Annotated in this window: 12 protein-coding genes; 5 read left to right on the forward strand and 7 right to left on the reverse strand. The window is 53.1% G+C overall.

Annotation, left to right across the window (positions count from 1 at the left end):
- Window positions 1–22: 22 nt before the first annotated feature.
- Together DUE52_RS13975 and DUE52_RS13980 are read left to right on the forward strand one after the other, a co-directional pair.
- Window positions 23–937 (forward strand): serine hydrolase, encoded by a 915-nt coding sequence (locus tag DUE52_RS13975; RefSeq protein ID WP_114406629.1) that lies wholly within the window; start codon window positions 23–25, stop codon window positions 935–937.
- A 179-nt stretch (window positions 938–1,116) separates the two neighbouring features.
- Entirely contained in the window at window positions 1,117–2,355 is a 1,239-nt protein-coding gene (locus DUE52_RS13980; protein WP_114406630.1) for a TlpA family protein disulfide reductase, read from the forward strand.
- Between the two features lie 6 nt (window positions 2,356–2,361).
- Here the strand turns inward: DUE52_RS13980 and DUE52_RS13985 are convergent, their stop codons facing one another.
- From DUE52_RS13985 to DUE52_RS14000, 4 genes are read right to left on the reverse strand one after another with little or no spacing between them, the layout of a single operon-like run.
- Window positions 2,362–3,207 carry a ThuA domain-containing protein gene (locus DUE52_RS13985; protein WP_114406631.1) on the reverse strand — a complete coding sequence of 282 codons (846 nt, stop codon included), beginning with the start codon at window positions 3,205–3,207 and terminating at the stop codon, window positions 2,362–2,364.
- Window positions 3,208–3,225: 18 nt separating this feature from the next.
- Complete coding sequence (locus DUE52_RS13990) at window positions 3,226–4,398, reverse strand: Gfo/Idh/MocA family protein (protein ID WP_114406632.1); 1,173 nt, start codon at window positions 4,396–4,398, stop codon at window positions 3,226–3,228.
- 7 nt (window positions 4,399–4,405) lie between these two features.
- Window positions 4,406–5,794 (reverse strand): putative oxidoreductase C-terminal domain-containing protein, encoded by a 1,389-nt coding sequence (locus DUE52_RS13995; protein WP_114406633.1) that lies wholly within the window; start codon window positions 5,792–5,794, stop codon window positions 4,406–4,408.
- 27 nt (window positions 5,795–5,821) lie between these two features.
- Complete coding sequence (locus tag DUE52_RS14000; protein WP_114406634.1) at window positions 5,822–7,243, reverse strand: Gfo/Idh/MocA family protein; 1,422 nt, start codon at window positions 7,241–7,243, stop codon at window positions 5,822–5,824.
- A 306-nt stretch (window positions 7,244–7,549) separates the two neighbouring features.
- Between DUE52_RS14000 and DUE52_RS14005 the strand changes: the two genes are divergently transcribed.
- Window positions 7,550–7,807, forward strand: coding sequence for a hypothetical protein (locus tag DUE52_RS14005; RefSeq protein WP_114406635.1), 258 nt, complete (start codon window positions 7,550–7,552; stop codon window positions 7,805–7,807).
- A 51-nt stretch (window positions 7,808–7,858) separates the two neighbouring features.
- Here DUE52_RS14005 and DUE52_RS14010 read toward each other — a convergent pair whose 3' ends face one another.
- Window positions 7,859–8,074: a hypothetical protein gene (locus tag DUE52_RS14010; RefSeq protein ID WP_114406636.1), complete on the reverse strand. Its 216-nt coding sequence runs from the start codon at window positions 8,072–8,074 to the stop codon at window positions 7,859–7,861.
- Between the two features lie 302 nt (window positions 8,075–8,376).
- On the opposite strand from DUE52_RS14010, the gene DUE52_RS14015 reads away from it, so the two are divergent.
- Together DUE52_RS14015 and DUE52_RS14020 are read left to right on the forward strand one after the other, a co-directional pair.
- On the forward strand, window positions 8,377–11,631 hold the full coding sequence (locus DUE52_RS14015; protein WP_114406731.1) for an amidohydrolase family protein: 3,255 nt from the start codon (window positions 8,377–8,379) through the stop codon (window positions 11,629–11,631).
- 126 nt (window positions 11,632–11,757) lie between these two features.
- Window positions 11,758–12,282 carry a hypothetical protein gene (locus DUE52_RS14020; RefSeq protein ID WP_114406637.1) on the forward strand — a complete coding sequence of 175 codons (525 nt, stop codon included), beginning with the start codon at window positions 11,758–11,760 and terminating at the stop codon, window positions 12,280–12,282.
- 103 nt (window positions 12,283–12,385) lie between these two features.
- On the opposite strand, the gene DUE52_RS14025 is transcribed toward DUE52_RS14020, so the two are convergent.
- Together DUE52_RS14025 and DUE52_RS14030 are read right to left on the reverse strand one after the other, a co-directional pair.
- A complete protein-coding gene (locus tag DUE52_RS14025) occupies window positions 12,386–14,749 on the reverse strand; it encodes a T9SS type B sorting domain-containing protein (RefSeq protein WP_114406638.1) in 2,364 nt (787 codons plus the stop codon).
- A gap of 241 nt (window positions 14,750–14,990) precedes the next feature.
- Window positions 14,991–15,854 carry a polysaccharide deacetylase family protein gene (locus DUE52_RS14030; protein ID WP_114406639.1) on the reverse strand — a complete coding sequence of 288 codons (864 nt, stop codon included), beginning with the start codon at window positions 15,852–15,854 and terminating at the stop codon, window positions 14,991–14,993.
- Window positions 15,855–16,123: the final 269 nt, after the last annotated feature.

The following is a 16,123-nucleotide window of genomic DNA, read 5'->3' on the forward strand; positions in this document are numbered from 1 at the left end:
GCTATTACAACCGAATTAAGGTATGGGTTTTCAATTCGACAAGGCAGTTCGCCGGGGTATTTCTTTTCTCTTTTTTTCACTGATCTCCCTTTTCTCGTTCGGGCAATCGAAACCTTCGCTGGAACAACTCCGGCAACAAATTGAAGCCCAGTTGGCTAAACAGCCGGGCCGGTTCGCTGTCGCGTTCAAGGATTTAACCACCGGACAGGAGCTTTTGATTCATGAACGGGAAGAATTTCATGCCGCCAGCACCATGAAAACGCCGGTCATGATCGAGGTGTACAAACAGGCCACCCAGAAGCGGTTTTCACTGTCCGACTCCATTCTGATCAAAAATGAATTCAAAAGCATCGTCGACGGCAGTCCGTACAGCCTGAAAGCGACCGACGACAGCGACACGCTGATTTATACCAAAGTCGGCACGAAGCTCCCCCTTTCGGCGGTGATGTACGACATGATTATCCTGAGCAGCAACCTCGCCACCAACCTGATCATCGAACGGGTCGACGCCAAAAAAGTGATGCAAACGATGCGTGAAATGGGCGCCAAAGACATGCAGGTTCGGCGGGGCGTGGAAGACACGAAAGCGTTCCAGCAAGGGCTGAACAATACGACCACCGCTTACGACCTGATGGTGCTGTTCGAAAAAATTGCCACCGGAAAAGCCGTGAGTCCCGAAGCCTCGCAGGACATGATCCGGATTCTGCTCGATCAGCGGTTCAACTCCGTCATCCCCGCAAAGTTACCCAAAAACGTCAAAGTGGCGCATAAAACCGGGTCTATTACCTCGGTTCGGCATGATTCGGGCATCGTATTTCTGCCCGATGGCCGACAGTACGTTCTGGTGCTGCTCTCGAAAGAAATCAAAAGTGATGCCGCCGTGATCGAGTCCCTGGCCACGGTTTCCGGTATGATTTACCAGTATTTCATCCAATAAGAAGCCAACGCCAGCGTTTTCACTTTGGTTTGGACTATTATTTGCTTGTAAAACCAATAAATACAACCTACATTTTGCCCCTAAATCCCCTAAAGGGGACTTTACGCATCTGTACGTTAGACTGTCCAAGTCCCCTTTAGGGGATTTAGGGGCAAATTTGAATAGCCTACATAAGAACTATGAAAAAAATCTTCCTCCTCTTTCTCTTCATAGCCCGCTTTTTACCAGACGGGTTCTCGCAGGATATGTACCAGGGACCCAGGCCCGAAACCGTCTTTTCCGCAAGCTCCGAACTGGGGTTTCTGAAGGAATTTAATGAGAAATTCAAAACCGACTTCGATGCCCCGGCGCAATATGCCAAAGCGCAGACAACCGGTGTCGACGGCTGGGAAATGACACTGTTTTCGGCCCGAAAAGCACAACTGGCGTTCTATCAATCGCATCCGCAGATGAGCCAGTTTTCCGAACCATTCAAAAAATATGTTGAGAACTGCATCCGCTGGAATTACTGGCATTTGCTCATGGCCTGGCCCATCGTCCGGACCAACGCGCAGGCTACGCAGCAAACTGTGCCATCGCTGCCCGCCGTCATGCTGGAAGGTTTTGATGAGTCGAAAACGAACGATGAAACGGCAATGATTGCCGAACCCTATCGAAATTTCCTGTTTTATTACGTGACGTATTTCAATTCAAAGTCCCGGAATTTTGCCAAATATACGCCGGATGATCTGCACAAAATGCTTCCGGAAAAAGCCGGTTATGCCCGCCAGCACCTGAACGGAAAACCGTACCAGTATGCCCTGGCCCGGCTATTGCTCGATAATTGCGAAAAGGCAACGCCTTCGTCGGTGCGCGAAGTGTTTGCGGCCCTCACAGCCACCCCGAACGCAACGGCCTATACGGAACTGGTAAAAACACGCTGTGGAGACGTGATGAGCCGGAAAGACGAACCCAAACCGGCCGCAGCCGCTGCGAAGAAAAAACCGGTCGATCCGAATGTATTTTCGTTTCTGAACCAGAACGGCGAGTCCGTCACGCTGGACGATTTTAAGGGCAAGGTGGTGTATCTGGACATCTGGGCGAGTTGGTGCGGACCGTGCATCGGTGAGGTGCCGCACTCCAAAAAACTCTATGAGCGCCTGACGAAGAAGCAGTTGGAAAAAGTCGCGTTCCTCTATATCTCCATCGATGATTCGGAAGCGAATTGGAAGAATGCCTTAGAAAAACACCAGCTACCCGGCGACCAGGGCTGGTCGAAGGGCGGCTGGCGCTCGCGAATTGTGCAGTATTTTGGGGTTCAGAGCATTCCGCGTTACATCCTGATCGACAAAAAAGGCCAGATGGCCGATCTGAATGCCAAACGCCCCAGCACAGCCGATGCCATTTATGAGGACATCGTGAAACTGCTGGAGAACTGACCGGTTTTAATTATCCCGGATCGGCGTGTCCCGCGAATCGGCATAGGCTTTACCGAAATCGATTTTCTTCACCTGACTGGCTACGTACTGAATGCCCTGAAAAATGTGTTTCATGAACAGCGGTTCCGAATAATCCTTTTTGTCGTGGCCGAGTGTCGTACACCAAGTGTAACCGCCGTCGAAGTGGTAGTACCAGGCGGCCGGATAAAGATTGGTAAAAGAACCGCCAAACATCTTCACTTTATCGGGTTCCTCGCCGTTGAGGGAGGTCAGGTCGTGGGCCATGACTACGGTGGGTCCCGGTGACATTTCCTTGGTAAAATAGAATTCGTCCTCCTTCTCCCAGACTTTCGGAATGCCCTGCATCGACGGATGTTTGGTGTCGATCACGACGGTTTTGAACTTCTGAAATTTAGGATGCCAGGCGAAGGTGCCGCCAATCATGCGCTTGAACCAGGTCCAGTTCCGCTCGGTCCCCGTCACCGAATGCACACCCACAAAACCGCCCCCGGCTTCGATGTACCGCCGGAACGAAAGCCGCTGGGCGTCGGTGTCGAAGACATCGTTGTTGGTGCTGGGAAAAACCAGGAGCGTGTATTGTTTCAGGTTGTCTTCCGTAAAAACCGACGGCTGATCCGTGACGTCCACCTTAAAACCGTGTTCTTCGCCCAGCTTCTGAATGCTCTTTGCGGCAAACGGAATGTTGTCGTGGACGTATCCTTTCCCGTTTTTGGTATACACCAACACCTTGACTTTCTTCCAGTTCACCTGAGCACTCTGACCCCAGCCAACGGACGAAGTCAGCAGCAGCAAAAACAAACCAAAGCGCAATCCCGTAGCCAATCGATTCATGAATAGTTCGATAAAAAATTAAACTTTTAGTTTGACCTGCTGGGCCTGTTTCTGGGCTTTCAACGCCAGTTCCGTCGCCAGGAAACAATGCGCCTGGGTCATGGCGGTTTCGGTGCGGTTCAGAATATCATCGATGAGCTGGGTGCCGTAAGGCGTCGTTTCCTTGCTGCAGTCGATGTACTTCGTTTCCTTATTATCGACCAGAATCAGGTGGTTGCCGCCGTCGCGTCCGGCAATGTCGACGTTCTTCCGCAGCTCGATAAAACCGTCGGTGCCGAGAATGGTCAGCCGCCCGTCTCCCCAGGATTTCAGGCCGTCGGGCGTGAACCAGTCGACGCGGATGTAGCCGGTTCCGCCGTTGCCGCGCACCATCGCATCACCAAAATCTTCAAATTTCGGGTATTGCGGATGGTTCGTATTGCCAACCTGTGACGCAACGACTTCGGCCTGGGTGGAACCCGTGAAAAACAGAAACTGGTCGAACTGGTGCGAGGCAATGTCGCAGATGATCCCGCCAAACCGCTGCTTGTCGAAAAACCACTCGGGGCGCGTTTTGGCATTCATGCGGTGGGGCCCCAAACCGATGGTCTGAATGACTTTGCCGATCGCTCCGGCTTTCACCAGCTCACCCGCCTTCACCGTCGCCTTGTTTTCAAACCGTTCGCTGTACATGATCGAATAAATCCGCTTAGTGGCCTGCTGAACCTTGCGAACTTCGGCCAGTTGCTCGAGCGTCGTAATACCGGGTTTGTCGGCCATGTAATCCTTTCCGGCCTTCATCACCCGAATGCCGAGCGGGGCGCGTTCGTCGGGAATGCCGGCACTAACCACCAGTTGAATCGAGCCGTCGTCCAGAATTTCCTTTTCGCTTTTGGCGAGTTTGGCATCAGGGTAGCGCTTCGTGAACGCAGCCGCCAGATCCGGTTCTTTGGCGTAAAACGAAACAAGCTGCCCTCCCCCGCGAATGACGGCTTCGACCTGACCATAAATATGACCGTGATTCAGGCCAATGGCCGAAAACCGGATGCGGGCCGCTCCTTTCGGACGGCTGCTGCCCACCACGGGAACCGAATACGGGATTCCGGGAGCGGCCAGAAGTTCTTTGGGAAGGGCCGTCAAACCGGCGAGTCCGGCCGCGGTGGTAACGGATTCTTTGATAAACCGTCGCCGGTTGGCTTGTGATTTGTTCATGGTCGTTTCACTTTGTCGCGAGTTCACTTTTGGATTTCTTGGCCAGTTCGAGTGCCTGCGTGGTCGTGTAGTACTTCGAAATCATGTTCGGAACCTCCCAGGCGGGCAAGGCACCGGCTTTCAGATAATCGAGGTATTTTTGTGCCACACGGCCAAAATGCGCTTCGTGGCCTTCCTTGTATTTTTCCGGGATGACCACTTCCCAGCCTTTGGCAATTTTCTTCACCTCGACGCCCGGGAATTCTTTCTGGATATTCGGCAAAACCGTTTTCAGCGCAGCTTCCAGATCCGTGTTTTTGTCAACCGCTTCGATGTAGAGCGTCGGTTTGTATTGCTGCTCGGCCCCCTGACGAATGATCAGATTGGCTTTCGTTCCCCGCATGATCGAATAGTGGGTATCGCCCGTGCCTTCCGGTGCTTTGTATTTCCAGATCACCGATACCTTGGCGTGAACCCCACGAAGCTGGTAGTTGATTTCGCCATTGCTATACACCTTCAACACGCTGTCTTTCACTACATCTTTCTTGAGATAGTCCGGAAAAGCGTCCTGCTTGGTGATGGCTTTGAACTGACTCAGCGTCATGTCGGTCGTCCAGCGACGGGCCGACGTCAGGCTAATATCCTTTTGGTAATCAATGGTTTGTTCCGGAAAACATTCCCACTGCACCAGATCGACGAGGTGAGTGGTTACATCCACGATGCCTTCGCCCTGCTGGGCTACATCCATAAACCAGGATGGACGGGTCAGGATGCTGCCCGAGACGTTCTTGTAAAAATGGTGAACACTTTCCTTGGTAACCGCCGGATTTTCGGGTGTTCCTTTTTCCAGTGTTCCGAACAAATCGGCCTGCTGTGAGAAAGCCCGTTGCAGCATCGTGCTGATCTCGTAGCGTTCGGTCATGATGTCATACAACAGCACCTTGTTCTTTTCGGCGGTCGCAAATGCCTCTTTCAACTGGTCGAAGTTGGCCGCGCTGATCACCATCGGTTTGTCGGCCAGAACGTTAAATCCGGCACCCACAGTTTTCTGGATGTAGTCGGTTTTCAGGCGGTTATTGCCCGCCATGACCACCACATTCCCGGCCTTGTCGGTTAGCATTTTATCGAGAAAATCAGTACCCAGGTAGACGTCTTCATGCCAGTGCGTCGGGTCTTCCGGGCGAGCGTTGTAGCCCTTGATTTTATCCAGATGAAGCTGCACATCCGGGCCGTCCGGGGCGTAGACATGCACCGTCGAATCGACGCCATCAAACATGGTTTTCTGCACCAGGGCCGCATGAAAATGACCGGGGTCGAGGGTAATCAGATGAATCATGTCATCTTTCTTTTGATCTGACTGACAAGCGGTGAGTAAGGCAGCCATCAACAGGCTGCCGGCAACGGGGGCTACTTTCATTCGAAGCATTTCGGTTAAACGCACTGATTATTTTGATTTGGTGGAGGCAACAACTTGAATGGCATAGGGCGACCGCTGCGTGCGGGACAAGAGTTTATTGGCCTCCGCATCGTTCTTAAACTGCTCTTTTTTCGGGTCCCAATACAGTTTCCGATCCAGTTTCATGGCTGCGTGGTGGAGCAGACAGGCCGAACACGACCGGTGACCTACTTCGGCGGGGGCAATGGGCTCCTTGCGGCTCACGATGCTTTCCAGCCAGTTGCCGTGGTGTTCTTTGCTGACCGGCAAATGAATTTCGTTTGGCCCGATCACTGACTCCAGAATCTTCGGATCGCTGGCATCCAGGGCTTTGGCAGCTTTCTGTTTGGCAATGGGATCGCTGGCGGTAACGGAGGAATCGCCCCGCGACACAAAAATCCAGCCGTCGGTGCCTTCAAACTTGATCCCGTTGGGCAACTCGTTGCTGACCACCATCCGGACGCCGTTTTCGTACAGGGCTTCGGTGCGGAAAATACCATGAACATCCCACAGGCCTTTCTTCGGAAAATCGGCTTTTCCCCAGATTTCCACCGGCCCGGTGTATTCGGTATTCATGGCCCAGTGGGAGCAGTCGATGTGGTGCGAGCCCCACCCGGTGATCATGCCCGCGCCGAACTGTTCGCAGCGCAACCAGCCCGGACGGTCGTAGTCTTTCTGCGGATGGACGCGTTTTTCGGTATAATAAACCTCGGGCGTTGTGCCGAGCCACATGTCATAATTCAGATTTTTCGGGATCGGCATTTCCGGTTCTTCCTCGCCGGAAGGGTCACCGGGCAAGCCGACGGACACGGTTTTCAACTGACCAATCCGCCCGTTGCGAACGAGTTCGGCCGCAAACCGGAACTGGTGCGACGACCGCTGCTGACTCCCCACCTGCATGATCCGCCCCGTCCGTTTCACCGCATCGGCCATCAGTCGCCCTTCCGAAATGGTCAGCGACGCCGGTTTTTGCATGTATACATCTTTTCCGGCATTGACGGCGTGAACCACCATCGGCGCGTGCCAGTGGTCGGGCGTGCTGATCAAAACCGCGTCGATGTCCTTGTTGGCCAGCAACTCGCGGTAGTCGCCATAACCCCGCACACCATCGTACGATTTACCGGTTTTCTTGGCGTAAACCCCATTGACGAGTTGTTTCCCTTCTTCGACGCGCTTGCTGTCGACATCGCAGACGGCCATGATCAGGGCATTGTCATACTGCCAGACACCCGGCATGTCGTGCGTCCGCGAAATGCGGCCAACGCCAATCGCGCCGACGTTGATGCGGTTGCTGGGGGCATTTCTACCAAAGACCGAGGCCGGTACGATGGTTGGAAAACCGCTGACAAGGGCGGTTGTTGCGAGGGCTCCTTTGGTGGTCAGATCGAGAAATTTTCTCCGGGAGACCACTGATTTTTTTTCCGGTGCCATAGTTAGCAAGGTTTGAAAAGGCTTTTTTGGTAGAAACCTATATCCCCAACCCCCTAAAGTAGGCCAAATGGTCGTCATTTTGCAGCCCTCTTTAGGGGGTTGGGGGTATATCTGTAACCATAAGCGACGACGCACCGATTTTTACTATTCATTTTCCGCCGAAGGTGCCGGTATTGTCGGTACCGGTTCGCGTTTCCGGAAAAGAATCCTCCACTTAAGGCCCCGTTTTTTCCACTTAACCAAAATATTTTCCACCGTAGGCGGGTTCCGTTTTACCTTGCGGCCGTAAACGAAACAACACACCTGATGAATCTGAATGTAAAGTTAGTCCCCTCAGCGTTGGGGCTCGTGATTGGCCTGGCCATTCTGGCCGCCGGTGGCCCCGAATACGGAGTCGTTCGAACCAAAAAACCGGTCAATCCGGCATCGGCGGTTCATAAAACGAATGGGAAGACGACGACTCAAAAGAAACCGGGTCGGTCGGCGGTAGACTGCCGTACGGCCTATGTTGGTAAACAGACCCGGAATGAGCCTCTGGAGTGGCCTATTGAAAACTACAAATAATACTGATATTACCCTGACAATCAACCTTATACCACTGAATCCCAGCCGGTTTTAGCCGTTCTTCTGCAAAGAGCGAAACCGGTTAATACCTTTGGAGGGGTTAAATAAGCGGTCTCCCGGAATGGCTTTGTGTTGCTGTTTACGCACCAGCGTCCGGCTTAAAAAGCCTTCGCTCGCGGGCGTATGTTCCAGCAATACGGTAACTTTTTTGTTCAGGTGTTCAATTTGAAGCTGTAAATCAGCCAGTTGTTTTTCTATGTTTTTCATGGTGCAAATGCGTAGGGTGTGTAAATCAATAATTGCTTTAGTACAATTACAAGACTTTAACGATTCATCTCCAGTTCACTATTAATCTCCTACCCAATACTACAATATTCTGATCAAAAGAGTTTTACAGAATTTATTTCTTAATAAAGGTTTGTTCTATCGTCAAGCTATATCACCGAATAATACAACAATTGGCAAAATCTTCAAATATATACTTCCAATAGTCATACGGCAAGATTTGGCGGTTTCGCCCGCTGTCTTTGCGGCCCATTCAGTATCTTTCGGAGCCTTACACGCCCGACATGAAGAAACTGTACACCGTAGCCGTAGCCCTGCTGGCTTCTACCCTTTCATTTGCCCAAAAATCCAAAGACACCTGGGACGTTGCCACGCCCCGGGGGCCTGCCAAAGAAGTCAGCCTAACGACCACCGAAGGAACCTGGATGAACCTCGACGTGAGTCCGGACGGCCGCGAAATCGTGTTCGATCTTCTGGGCGATCTTTACACGCTACCCATCACCGGCGGCACCGCAAAGCTCTTGTCGGGCGGTTTGCCCCTGGAAGTTCAACCCCGCTACAGCCCCGACGGCCAACGGATTTCGTTCACCAGCGACCGCGCCGGGGGCGACAACATTTGGACCATGAACCGCGACGGCTCCGGGTTGCGCCAGATCACGAACGAAGACTTTCGATTGCTGAACAACGCCGTCTGGACGCCCGACGGCCAGTATCTCGTGGCCCGGAAACACTTTACGAGCCGCCGTTCGCTGGGGGCGGGTGAACTCTGGCTCTATCATGCCGGGGGCGCAACCGCCGGTTTGCAATTGACCAAACGGAAAAACGACCAGCAGGACGCCGGAGAACCCTGCGTTTCGCCCGACGGGCGGTATGTCTATTTTAGTGAAGACGTGAGTCCGGGGCCGATTTTTCAGTACAACAAAGATCCCAACGGCCAGATTTACGCCATCAAACGGTTTGACCGGCAGACGGGCGACATCAAGAATATTGTGACCGGCCCCGGTGGTGCGACCCGCCCGCAGGTTTCGCCCGACGGACGGCAACTGGCGTTTGTCCGGCGGGTTCGGACCAAAACCGTGCTGTACATCCACGATCTGAAAACCGGGGAGGAATTTCCGGTCTTCGATCAGCTCAACAAGGACCAGCAGGAAGCCTGGGCGATTATGGGCCTTTATCCCAACTACGACTGGCTGCCCGACGGCAAGGAACTCGTGATCTGGGCCAAAGGCAAACTGTTCCGGGTAACCGTTCAAACCGCCAAAGCGGTTGAAATCCCGTTCACGGTGAACGCCAAACTGACGGTTCAGGACGCGGTTCGCTTTCCGCAGACGGTTTTTTCGCCCACGTTCGATTCCAAAATGATCCGCCACACCCGGACCTCGCCCGACGAAAAAACGCTGGTTTTTCACGCAGCGGGTTATCTCTACCTGAAAAAACTGCCCAACGGCCAGCCCGAACGGTTGACCAAAGAAACCGCCAGTTTTGAATACGAACCCAGTTTTAGCCCCGACGGCAAATTCCTGCTCTACACCACCTGGAACGATTCGTTGACCGGCAGCATCCGCAAACTGAATCTCCAGTCCCGCAAAACCGAGACGCTGACCCGCGAAAAAGGCTTTTATAACACCCCGGTTTTCTCGCCCGATGGCTCCCAAATTGTGTATCGCAAGGGAACTGGGAACGGTTTTATGGGCTTTGCATACGGCAAAGAACCGGGTTTATACGTCATGCCGGGCGACGGCGGTGCCGCCAAATTCATTCGGGAAGACGGCGAAGAACCGCTGTTCAACCCCACCGGCGACCGGATTTTTTTCGTGGAAGATGGCGCAACGAAAGCCTTCAAAAGCGTTACGCTGAACAATTCCGACGAGCAAACGCATTTTACCTCGCAGTATGCCACCCGGTTTGTGCCAAGCCCCGACAACCGCTGGATTGCGTTTCAGGAGCTTTTTCAGCTCTACATCGCACCCTTCCCGGTGAGCGGAAAAGCCGCCGATCTCTCGGGTGGAACGAAAGCGTTTCCGTTGTATAAGGTAACGCGCGACGCCGGGGATTATCTGCACTGGTCGAACGACAGCCAGAAATTGCACTGGACCATTGGCCCGGACTATTTCACCCGATCCATCCAGAACAGTTTTGCCTTTGTGGAAGGTGCCCCCGAAAAACTACCCGCCATCGACAGCACCGGAATACCGATCGGCCTGAAGCTGACGACCGATGTTCCGAAAGGCATCGTGGCATTCAAAGGAGCCACCATTCTGACGATGAAAGACGATGCGGTGATTGAAAACGGCGTGCTGGTGGTTCAGGATAACAAGATTCTGGCGGTTGGCCTGGCCAGCTCGGTCACGATTCCGGCGGGTGCCAAAATCATCGACGCCACGGGCAAAACCATCATGCCCGGTTTGATCGATTCGCACGCCCACATCGGCACCGGCGACGGCAAATCGCCCCAACAACAATGGTCGTATTTTACGAACCTGGCCTATGGCGTCACGACGGTTCACGATCCGTCGTCGAATACCGAGATGGTTTTCAGCCAGTCGGAAATGGTAAAAACCGGCCGGATGCTCGGACCACGGGTGTACTCGACCGGAACGATCATTTATGGAGCCGACGGCGATTTCAAGGCGGTGATCAACAGCCTGGACGACGCCCGGTCGCACCTCCGCCGGATGAAAGCCGTGGGAGCCTTTTCCGTTAAAAGTTACAACCAGCCTCGCCGGAATCAGCGCCAGCAGATCATTCAGGCCGCCCGCGAACTGGGCATGATGGTGGTGCCGGAGGGCGGTTCGTTCTTCAACCACAACCTGACGATGGTCATGGACGGCCACACGACGGTGGAACACAACCTGCCGGTCGATCCGATTTATAAAGATGTTGTGTCGTTGTGGAGTAACAGCAAAACCGGTTATACACCGACGTTGATCGTGAGTTTTGGCAGTGTTTCCGGCGAATATTACTGGTATCAGAAAATGAATGTCTGGGAACAGGAACGTCTGCTGCGGTTTACGCCCCGCGCCGTGGTCGACAGCCGGTCGCGTCGGCGGACGATGTTGCCCGATGAAGAATTCGGTCACATCGGAAATTCACAAACCGCCAGACAACTCGCGGATGCGGGCGTGAGCGTTCACCTCGGTGCCCACGGGCAGTTGCAGGGACTGGGTGCGCATTGGGAACTCTGGATGCTCGGCCAGGGCGGCATTTCTAACCTGCAGGCGCTGAAACAGGCCACGATTGGGCCGGCCAAAAACCTGGGACTGGACAAGGAGATTGGTTCGTTGGAAGCTGGAAAGCTGGCGGATCTGCTGGTGCTCGACAAAAACCCATTGCAGGACCTGCGCAACAGCCAGTTCATTCAGTATGTGATGATCAACGGGCGGCTATTCGATGCCGCCACGATGAACGAAACCGGGAACTACACCCGGACGCGCGGCAAGTTTTTCTGGGAAAACAACCGATCCAACGACGCCTTCGACTGGCATGCCGAAACGCAGAGCTTCGGACACATTCACTGCGTGTGTCAGGGGTTGCATTGACCCCGGTATTTTTGCCGTATAATATATTAGTCTGGCAATCCGTTTCTTATTCGGCAGTGAAAACCACTGAACTAAAAATATTTCAATACATTGCAGCCACAAAATAAGCCTGAAAAATCGATCTGTATGAAAAAAGCCCTCCTGCTCCTGTTGATGGGAACTACTCTGTTCGTAAGTTGTAGCAAAGATGATGACGATACCCCGGCGGTGAAAACCAAGGCTGAGTTAATTGCCCGCACCTGGGAAGTTCAAACCGGTATAATCACGGTAGGTGCCTACCCGGCTATCACTGGTTATACTAAAGGTGTCGCTGCGAACCCGTTGGATATGAGCAAGTTTCGTCTCGAATTTAAAAGCAATGGTGACTTGGTTCAATCCGGGTTAGATGGTACCTCTTCAACCGGAAAATGGGCATTGTCCGAAAATGACACAAAATTGACCCTGACTTCTACTCAACTTCCCTCTGGTGATTCCTGGAAAGTTGACAACTTGACGGAGCAAAATCTGGACATCAGCCGCGATATCGCTGGCAATTCTACTGCTCCGGGGGATTTGTACTGGAAGAATCTGATTGATAATTACGGAAAGCCTCTTAATATTTCGTCAAAAGACGGTGCCAAAATCGTGGTTAAAACCATCCCGGTTAACTAAAATCTAACATCTCTTTTAAACCAGAATAGCCCCGAAATCTCCATTTCGGGGCTATTCTGGTTTAAAACCGTTCCATTATTGGCCATAACATGGAAACTAACCCTCAACGCAAAATTACCACGGTTCCCCGCAGCAAAGGCGCATCCGGCTTATAACGGATTGTATATACGTAAGCCCCCGGTGGCACCAGATCCCCTTTCAACTTGCCATCGAAGGGATGAGCGTAGCCGTCGGCCGATTGATAAATCACCTCACCCCAGCGGTTGAAAACCGCTACTTCGACGGCCGGAAAAGCGTCTACGCCTTTTAATTCCCAGACATCATTCTGGCCGTCGGCGTTGGGCGTGAACGCGCCCGGCACCCAGATTCGCTCGTAGACCGTTACCACCACCGTCCCCTCAGCCTGGCAGCCCGTCGCGTTTTCAACTTTCAACGTATAAACGATATCGTCTTCGATGGCGACCACCCGCGCATTGGCTTCAGTCGGATCGGCCAGATAGGTGGGCGGTGACCACGCGAATTTCACCGGATCACCGGTTAATACCGGGCTGATGGTCAGCGAAGTACCCATCGAGGTGATCATTTCTTCCGGTAACAGAATTGTTGGAATGGGGGCCACCACGGCGGTTTGCTGCGCCACGGCCGCCGGACATTCCGGCGCAAAGTTGACCGAATACGTCAACACGTGGTTTCCGATCCCGGCGGCTTTCGCATCATACTGCGTTCCCGACACGCCCGGCCCTCCGAAAGTTCCTCCTGCCGGTGTTCCCGTCAGTGAAAAAACCGGGCCTTCCGTACCGCAAACCGGCGGAACGGCGTCCATCGTAACGGTGATGGCGGGAATCTGCGCAACGGCGAAGGGGGCGGATATGGCTTTGCAACCATTTTCCGCGGTTACTTCCACGACGTAGGTTCCGGCGGTTTGCACCGGAAAAACCGGATCGGTGACCGTTGCGACGGGCTGACCATCCCGTTGCCAGGCAAAGCTGACCCCACCGACGCCTTCCAGCGTCAACGCAGCACCGGGGCAAATCCGGTTTTGCGATGAACGGATAGCCGCCTGCACGGCGGGTGCGCGGGTAATCGAAAGGGCACCGGTATTGTAGATACAGCCGTACTGCGTCTGGGTTAACACAGCCCGGTATTCTCCCGGCTGATTGACTGTCAGGGTGTTATCGACAGAAGGCGTTATTAGCAATTTATCGTCTTTAAACCATTGGTAAGCGATGTCGTTTCCTCCCAAAACCCGCAGGACGACGGAACCATCCGTGGCGCACAACTGCCCGGTTACATTGAGATCCGAGGTGAGATCCACCACCTTGAGCGTCACATTCTGGGAACCGCTGGCCTTGCCGCACTGGGTTTTCATCGAAACAAAAACCGAATACGCACCCGGTTCGTTAACCTGGAGTTTGGTGCCGGTGGCATCGGGCAGGTTCAGGCCGTCGCGTCGCCACTGGTAATTCCAGTCCGGGTTGACGGTCGTCTGGAGTTCCAGCGTTTTTCCCTTGCAGATCGTAAATTCGGTATTGGCCGGCAAACCGGTGGCCCAGACCGTGGGGTTCGGGGCCGTAACCGGGGGGCAGTCGATCACCAGAAACTGAAAGTCCCGCCGAACCTCCCCAATTTTCACCCCGTTGCGGTATTCTTCTACCTTAACCGCAAAAACGAACAACCCCAACTGGTTGGGCGTCACCGACAACTGCCCGCTCCGGGCATCAACGGCCAGCGTCGGACTGCCGGGAATGGCGCTGTTGGCGCTAAAACCGCTCAACCATTGGACATCCGGATACGGCCCGGCGGTGGCTTCCTGATTGCGGCCCGTTCCGTTTTTGTTGAGGGGTGTCACCATCGAATACCGGAGTTCATCGCCATCGGGGTCGGTGCCGCCAAAGGCAAACGAAAAAGCCTCGTTGATGCAGAGGTATTCGCCGTTGATGGGATTGAAGCGGGGGGATGAATTATTGAAGTACTGACCGCTTTTTTGCAGAGCCGGAAATTCGAGGTAAAACGTAAATCCGGTTTGGACGGGGTTGTTGATGTTGTTGATCCCGGCGTTGCGGTTTTGGGTCTGAAACGACATATAATACCCACCGGCATCGTTGTAAAGGGCGGGATCGAGCTGAATGTCAGCCCCGAACGTGGCGGCAATCACCCGCTGATTCTGCGAGGTGGCACAGGCTTCATTCGTAAAGACCACACGTTCCCGCTGAGCCGTTTCCGATACGGTGAATACCAGCATCCGGGCGTTGTCGCGCAGTCGGAAAATCCCGATCTGCCCCCCGGTGGTTTGGGCCGCCCGGTTGTTGTCTTCGAGGTAATTGATCACCGTGATTTGAAAGTGTCCCGGCACATCGCCAATCGCCCGCATTTCGATCTGCCCGCCGACCTGGTGGGTAGCCAAAACCGGAAAGGCAAAGCCCAGCAGCAGAAGCCAGAGCAAAGCTCGGTTAAAAACGGGAAGCATGGGTCAGACAGTAGAAATGGGCGATACGAACGTATTTTTAAAATACCATTCAGACCACTAAAGTTACTCTTTTTTAAATATCGTAACTTAAAATAAATACCGCAAAATCAAGACATGTAGGGAGTTGTACCGCCCGGCAGTCGTTCAATACGGTTCTCTACCGGTAAATACGCGGGAATGCATCTGCCCGTTGCAGATGTTACCAAATTTTGTTAAAGGGTTGATTTCCCCGAGCCTGGATCTATTTCCGCAAATCCCGGTATCCAATCAACTGAATGCCTTTGGCCTTGATGAGCGCTTTGACTTTAGGGCTGGTCCAGGCGTCGGTGACGCCCTGGCGGTCGACGGCCACCTGCTCGTATCCAATGTGGTGAATGGCCCGCAACTCCGGGGTGTCGAGTCCGGGATGGTCGACAAACAGGTAGGTTTTGCCGGTTTCGAGGCTTTCGAGCATTTTGGAAAAGCTCTCAATTTTCTCTTCCGAGGTCGCGTGGGCGCCCAGATAGCCGACGCCCGTCACGCCCCAATCCTGCATATTCCGATCCAGAATCAGGAGGTTGTATTCTTTCGCCAGCTTCAGAATCAGGGCTTTCACGTCGTCGCCCATGCCGGTGCAACCCATGTGACCCGAAACGTGGCTGATGCGGGGAATCTTTTTCAGGCCCATTTCAATCTGCGCCCGAAACTCTTTTTCAACGTCTTCCAGTTTCCAGTCGTTCTCGACCAGTGCGCGTTTGGGGTAGTTTTTGTTCGGATAAATCATCGGATAGAAATACCCGTCAGCATCGCGCAGGCTCGGGCAGGCTGAAACCGGTCGCCACTTCACATTGTCCCATTCGCTGGTCAGGGCCAGGTGAATGCCCACGTCGATGTCCGGAATATCTTTCAGCATCTCGACGGCTTCGGGAAACCAGGGCGAGGGTACAATCACTTCGATGGACGACTCAATGCCTTCTTTATAGCATTTCACCAACGCTTCGTTGCCCGAATGCGAATACCCCATGTCGTCACCCCGAACGATCAGGCGGGGCGGTTTGGGTTGAGCAAAAGCCGTACACAGACTAATAAGCAGGAATCCGGGCAGAAACAGGCAGTTTTTTTTCATCGGTCAGGGGCTGAAATCTATAAAGCCGGATTGCGATGGCCTATACTGGTTCTCCCCCGAATTAGCCACCCCTAGCGACCAGCTTACTTTAAATAATCATATTATTTGATAAAATAAATAAACTACATAATAAAATAAATATAATCATATAGGCAATATTTCTATATACAGATATACTATTCTGGTAAATTCAATATTTAGAATAAAAATTTTAATTATTTATATATTTTTAAAATATTATTTGGTTGAATCACAACTATTCAATTACA

Origin of the sequence: Larkinella punicea (assembly GCF_003334855.1) — a bacterium.
GTDB classification, from domain to species: domain Bacteria; phylum Bacteroidota; class Bacteroidia; order Cytophagales; family Spirosomataceae; genus Larkinella; species Larkinella punicea.

Bases quoted from the DNA above. Each gene is read 5' to 3' on its own strand.
- DUE52_RS13980 (WP_114406630.1), top strand. From the start codon at position 1,117: ATGAAAAAAATCTTCCTCCTCTTTCTCTTCATAGCCCGCTTTTTACCA.
- DUE52_RS14010 (WP_114406636.1), bottom strand. From the start codon at position 8,074: ATGAAAAACATAGAAAAACAACTGGCTGATTTACAGCTTCAAATTGAA.
- DUE52_RS14000 (WP_114406634.1), bottom strand. From the start codon at position 7,243: ATGGCACCGGAAAAAAAATCAGTGGTCTCCCGGAGAAAATTTCTCGAT.
- DUE52_RS14030 (WP_114406639.1), bottom strand. From the start codon at position 15,854: ATGAAAAAAAACTGCCTGTTTCTGCCCGGATTCCTGCTTATTAGTCTG.
- DUE52_RS14015 (WP_114406731.1), top strand. From the start codon at position 8,377: ATGAAGAAACTGTACACCGTAGCCGTAGCCCTGCTGGCTTCTACCCTT.
- DUE52_RS13975 (WP_114406629.1), top strand. From the start codon at position 23: ATGGGTTTTCAATTCGACAAGGCAGTTCGCCGGGGTATTTCTTTTCTC.
- DUE52_RS14020 (WP_114406637.1), top strand. From the start codon at position 11,758: ATGAAAAAAGCCCTCCTGCTCCTGTTGATGGGAACTACTCTGTTCGTA.
- DUE52_RS13985 (WP_114406631.1), bottom strand. From the start codon at position 3,207: ATGAATCGATTGGCTACGGGATTGCGCTTTGGTTTGTTTTTGCTGCTG.
- DUE52_RS14005 (WP_114406635.1), top strand. From the start codon at position 7,550: ATGAATCTGAATGTAAAGTTAGTCCCCTCAGCGTTGGGGCTCGTGATT.
- DUE52_RS13995 (WP_114406633.1), bottom strand. From the start codon at position 5,794: ATGAAAGTAGCCCCCGTTGCCGGCAGCCTGTTGATGGCTGCCTTACTC.
- DUE52_RS14025 (WP_114406638.1), bottom strand. From the start codon at position 14,749: ATGCTTCCCGTTTTTAACCGAGCTTTGCTCTGGCTTCTGCTGCTGGGC.
- DUE52_RS13990 (WP_114406632.1), bottom strand. From the start codon at position 4,398: ATGAACAAATCACAAGCCAACCGGCGACGGTTTATCAAAGAATCCGTT.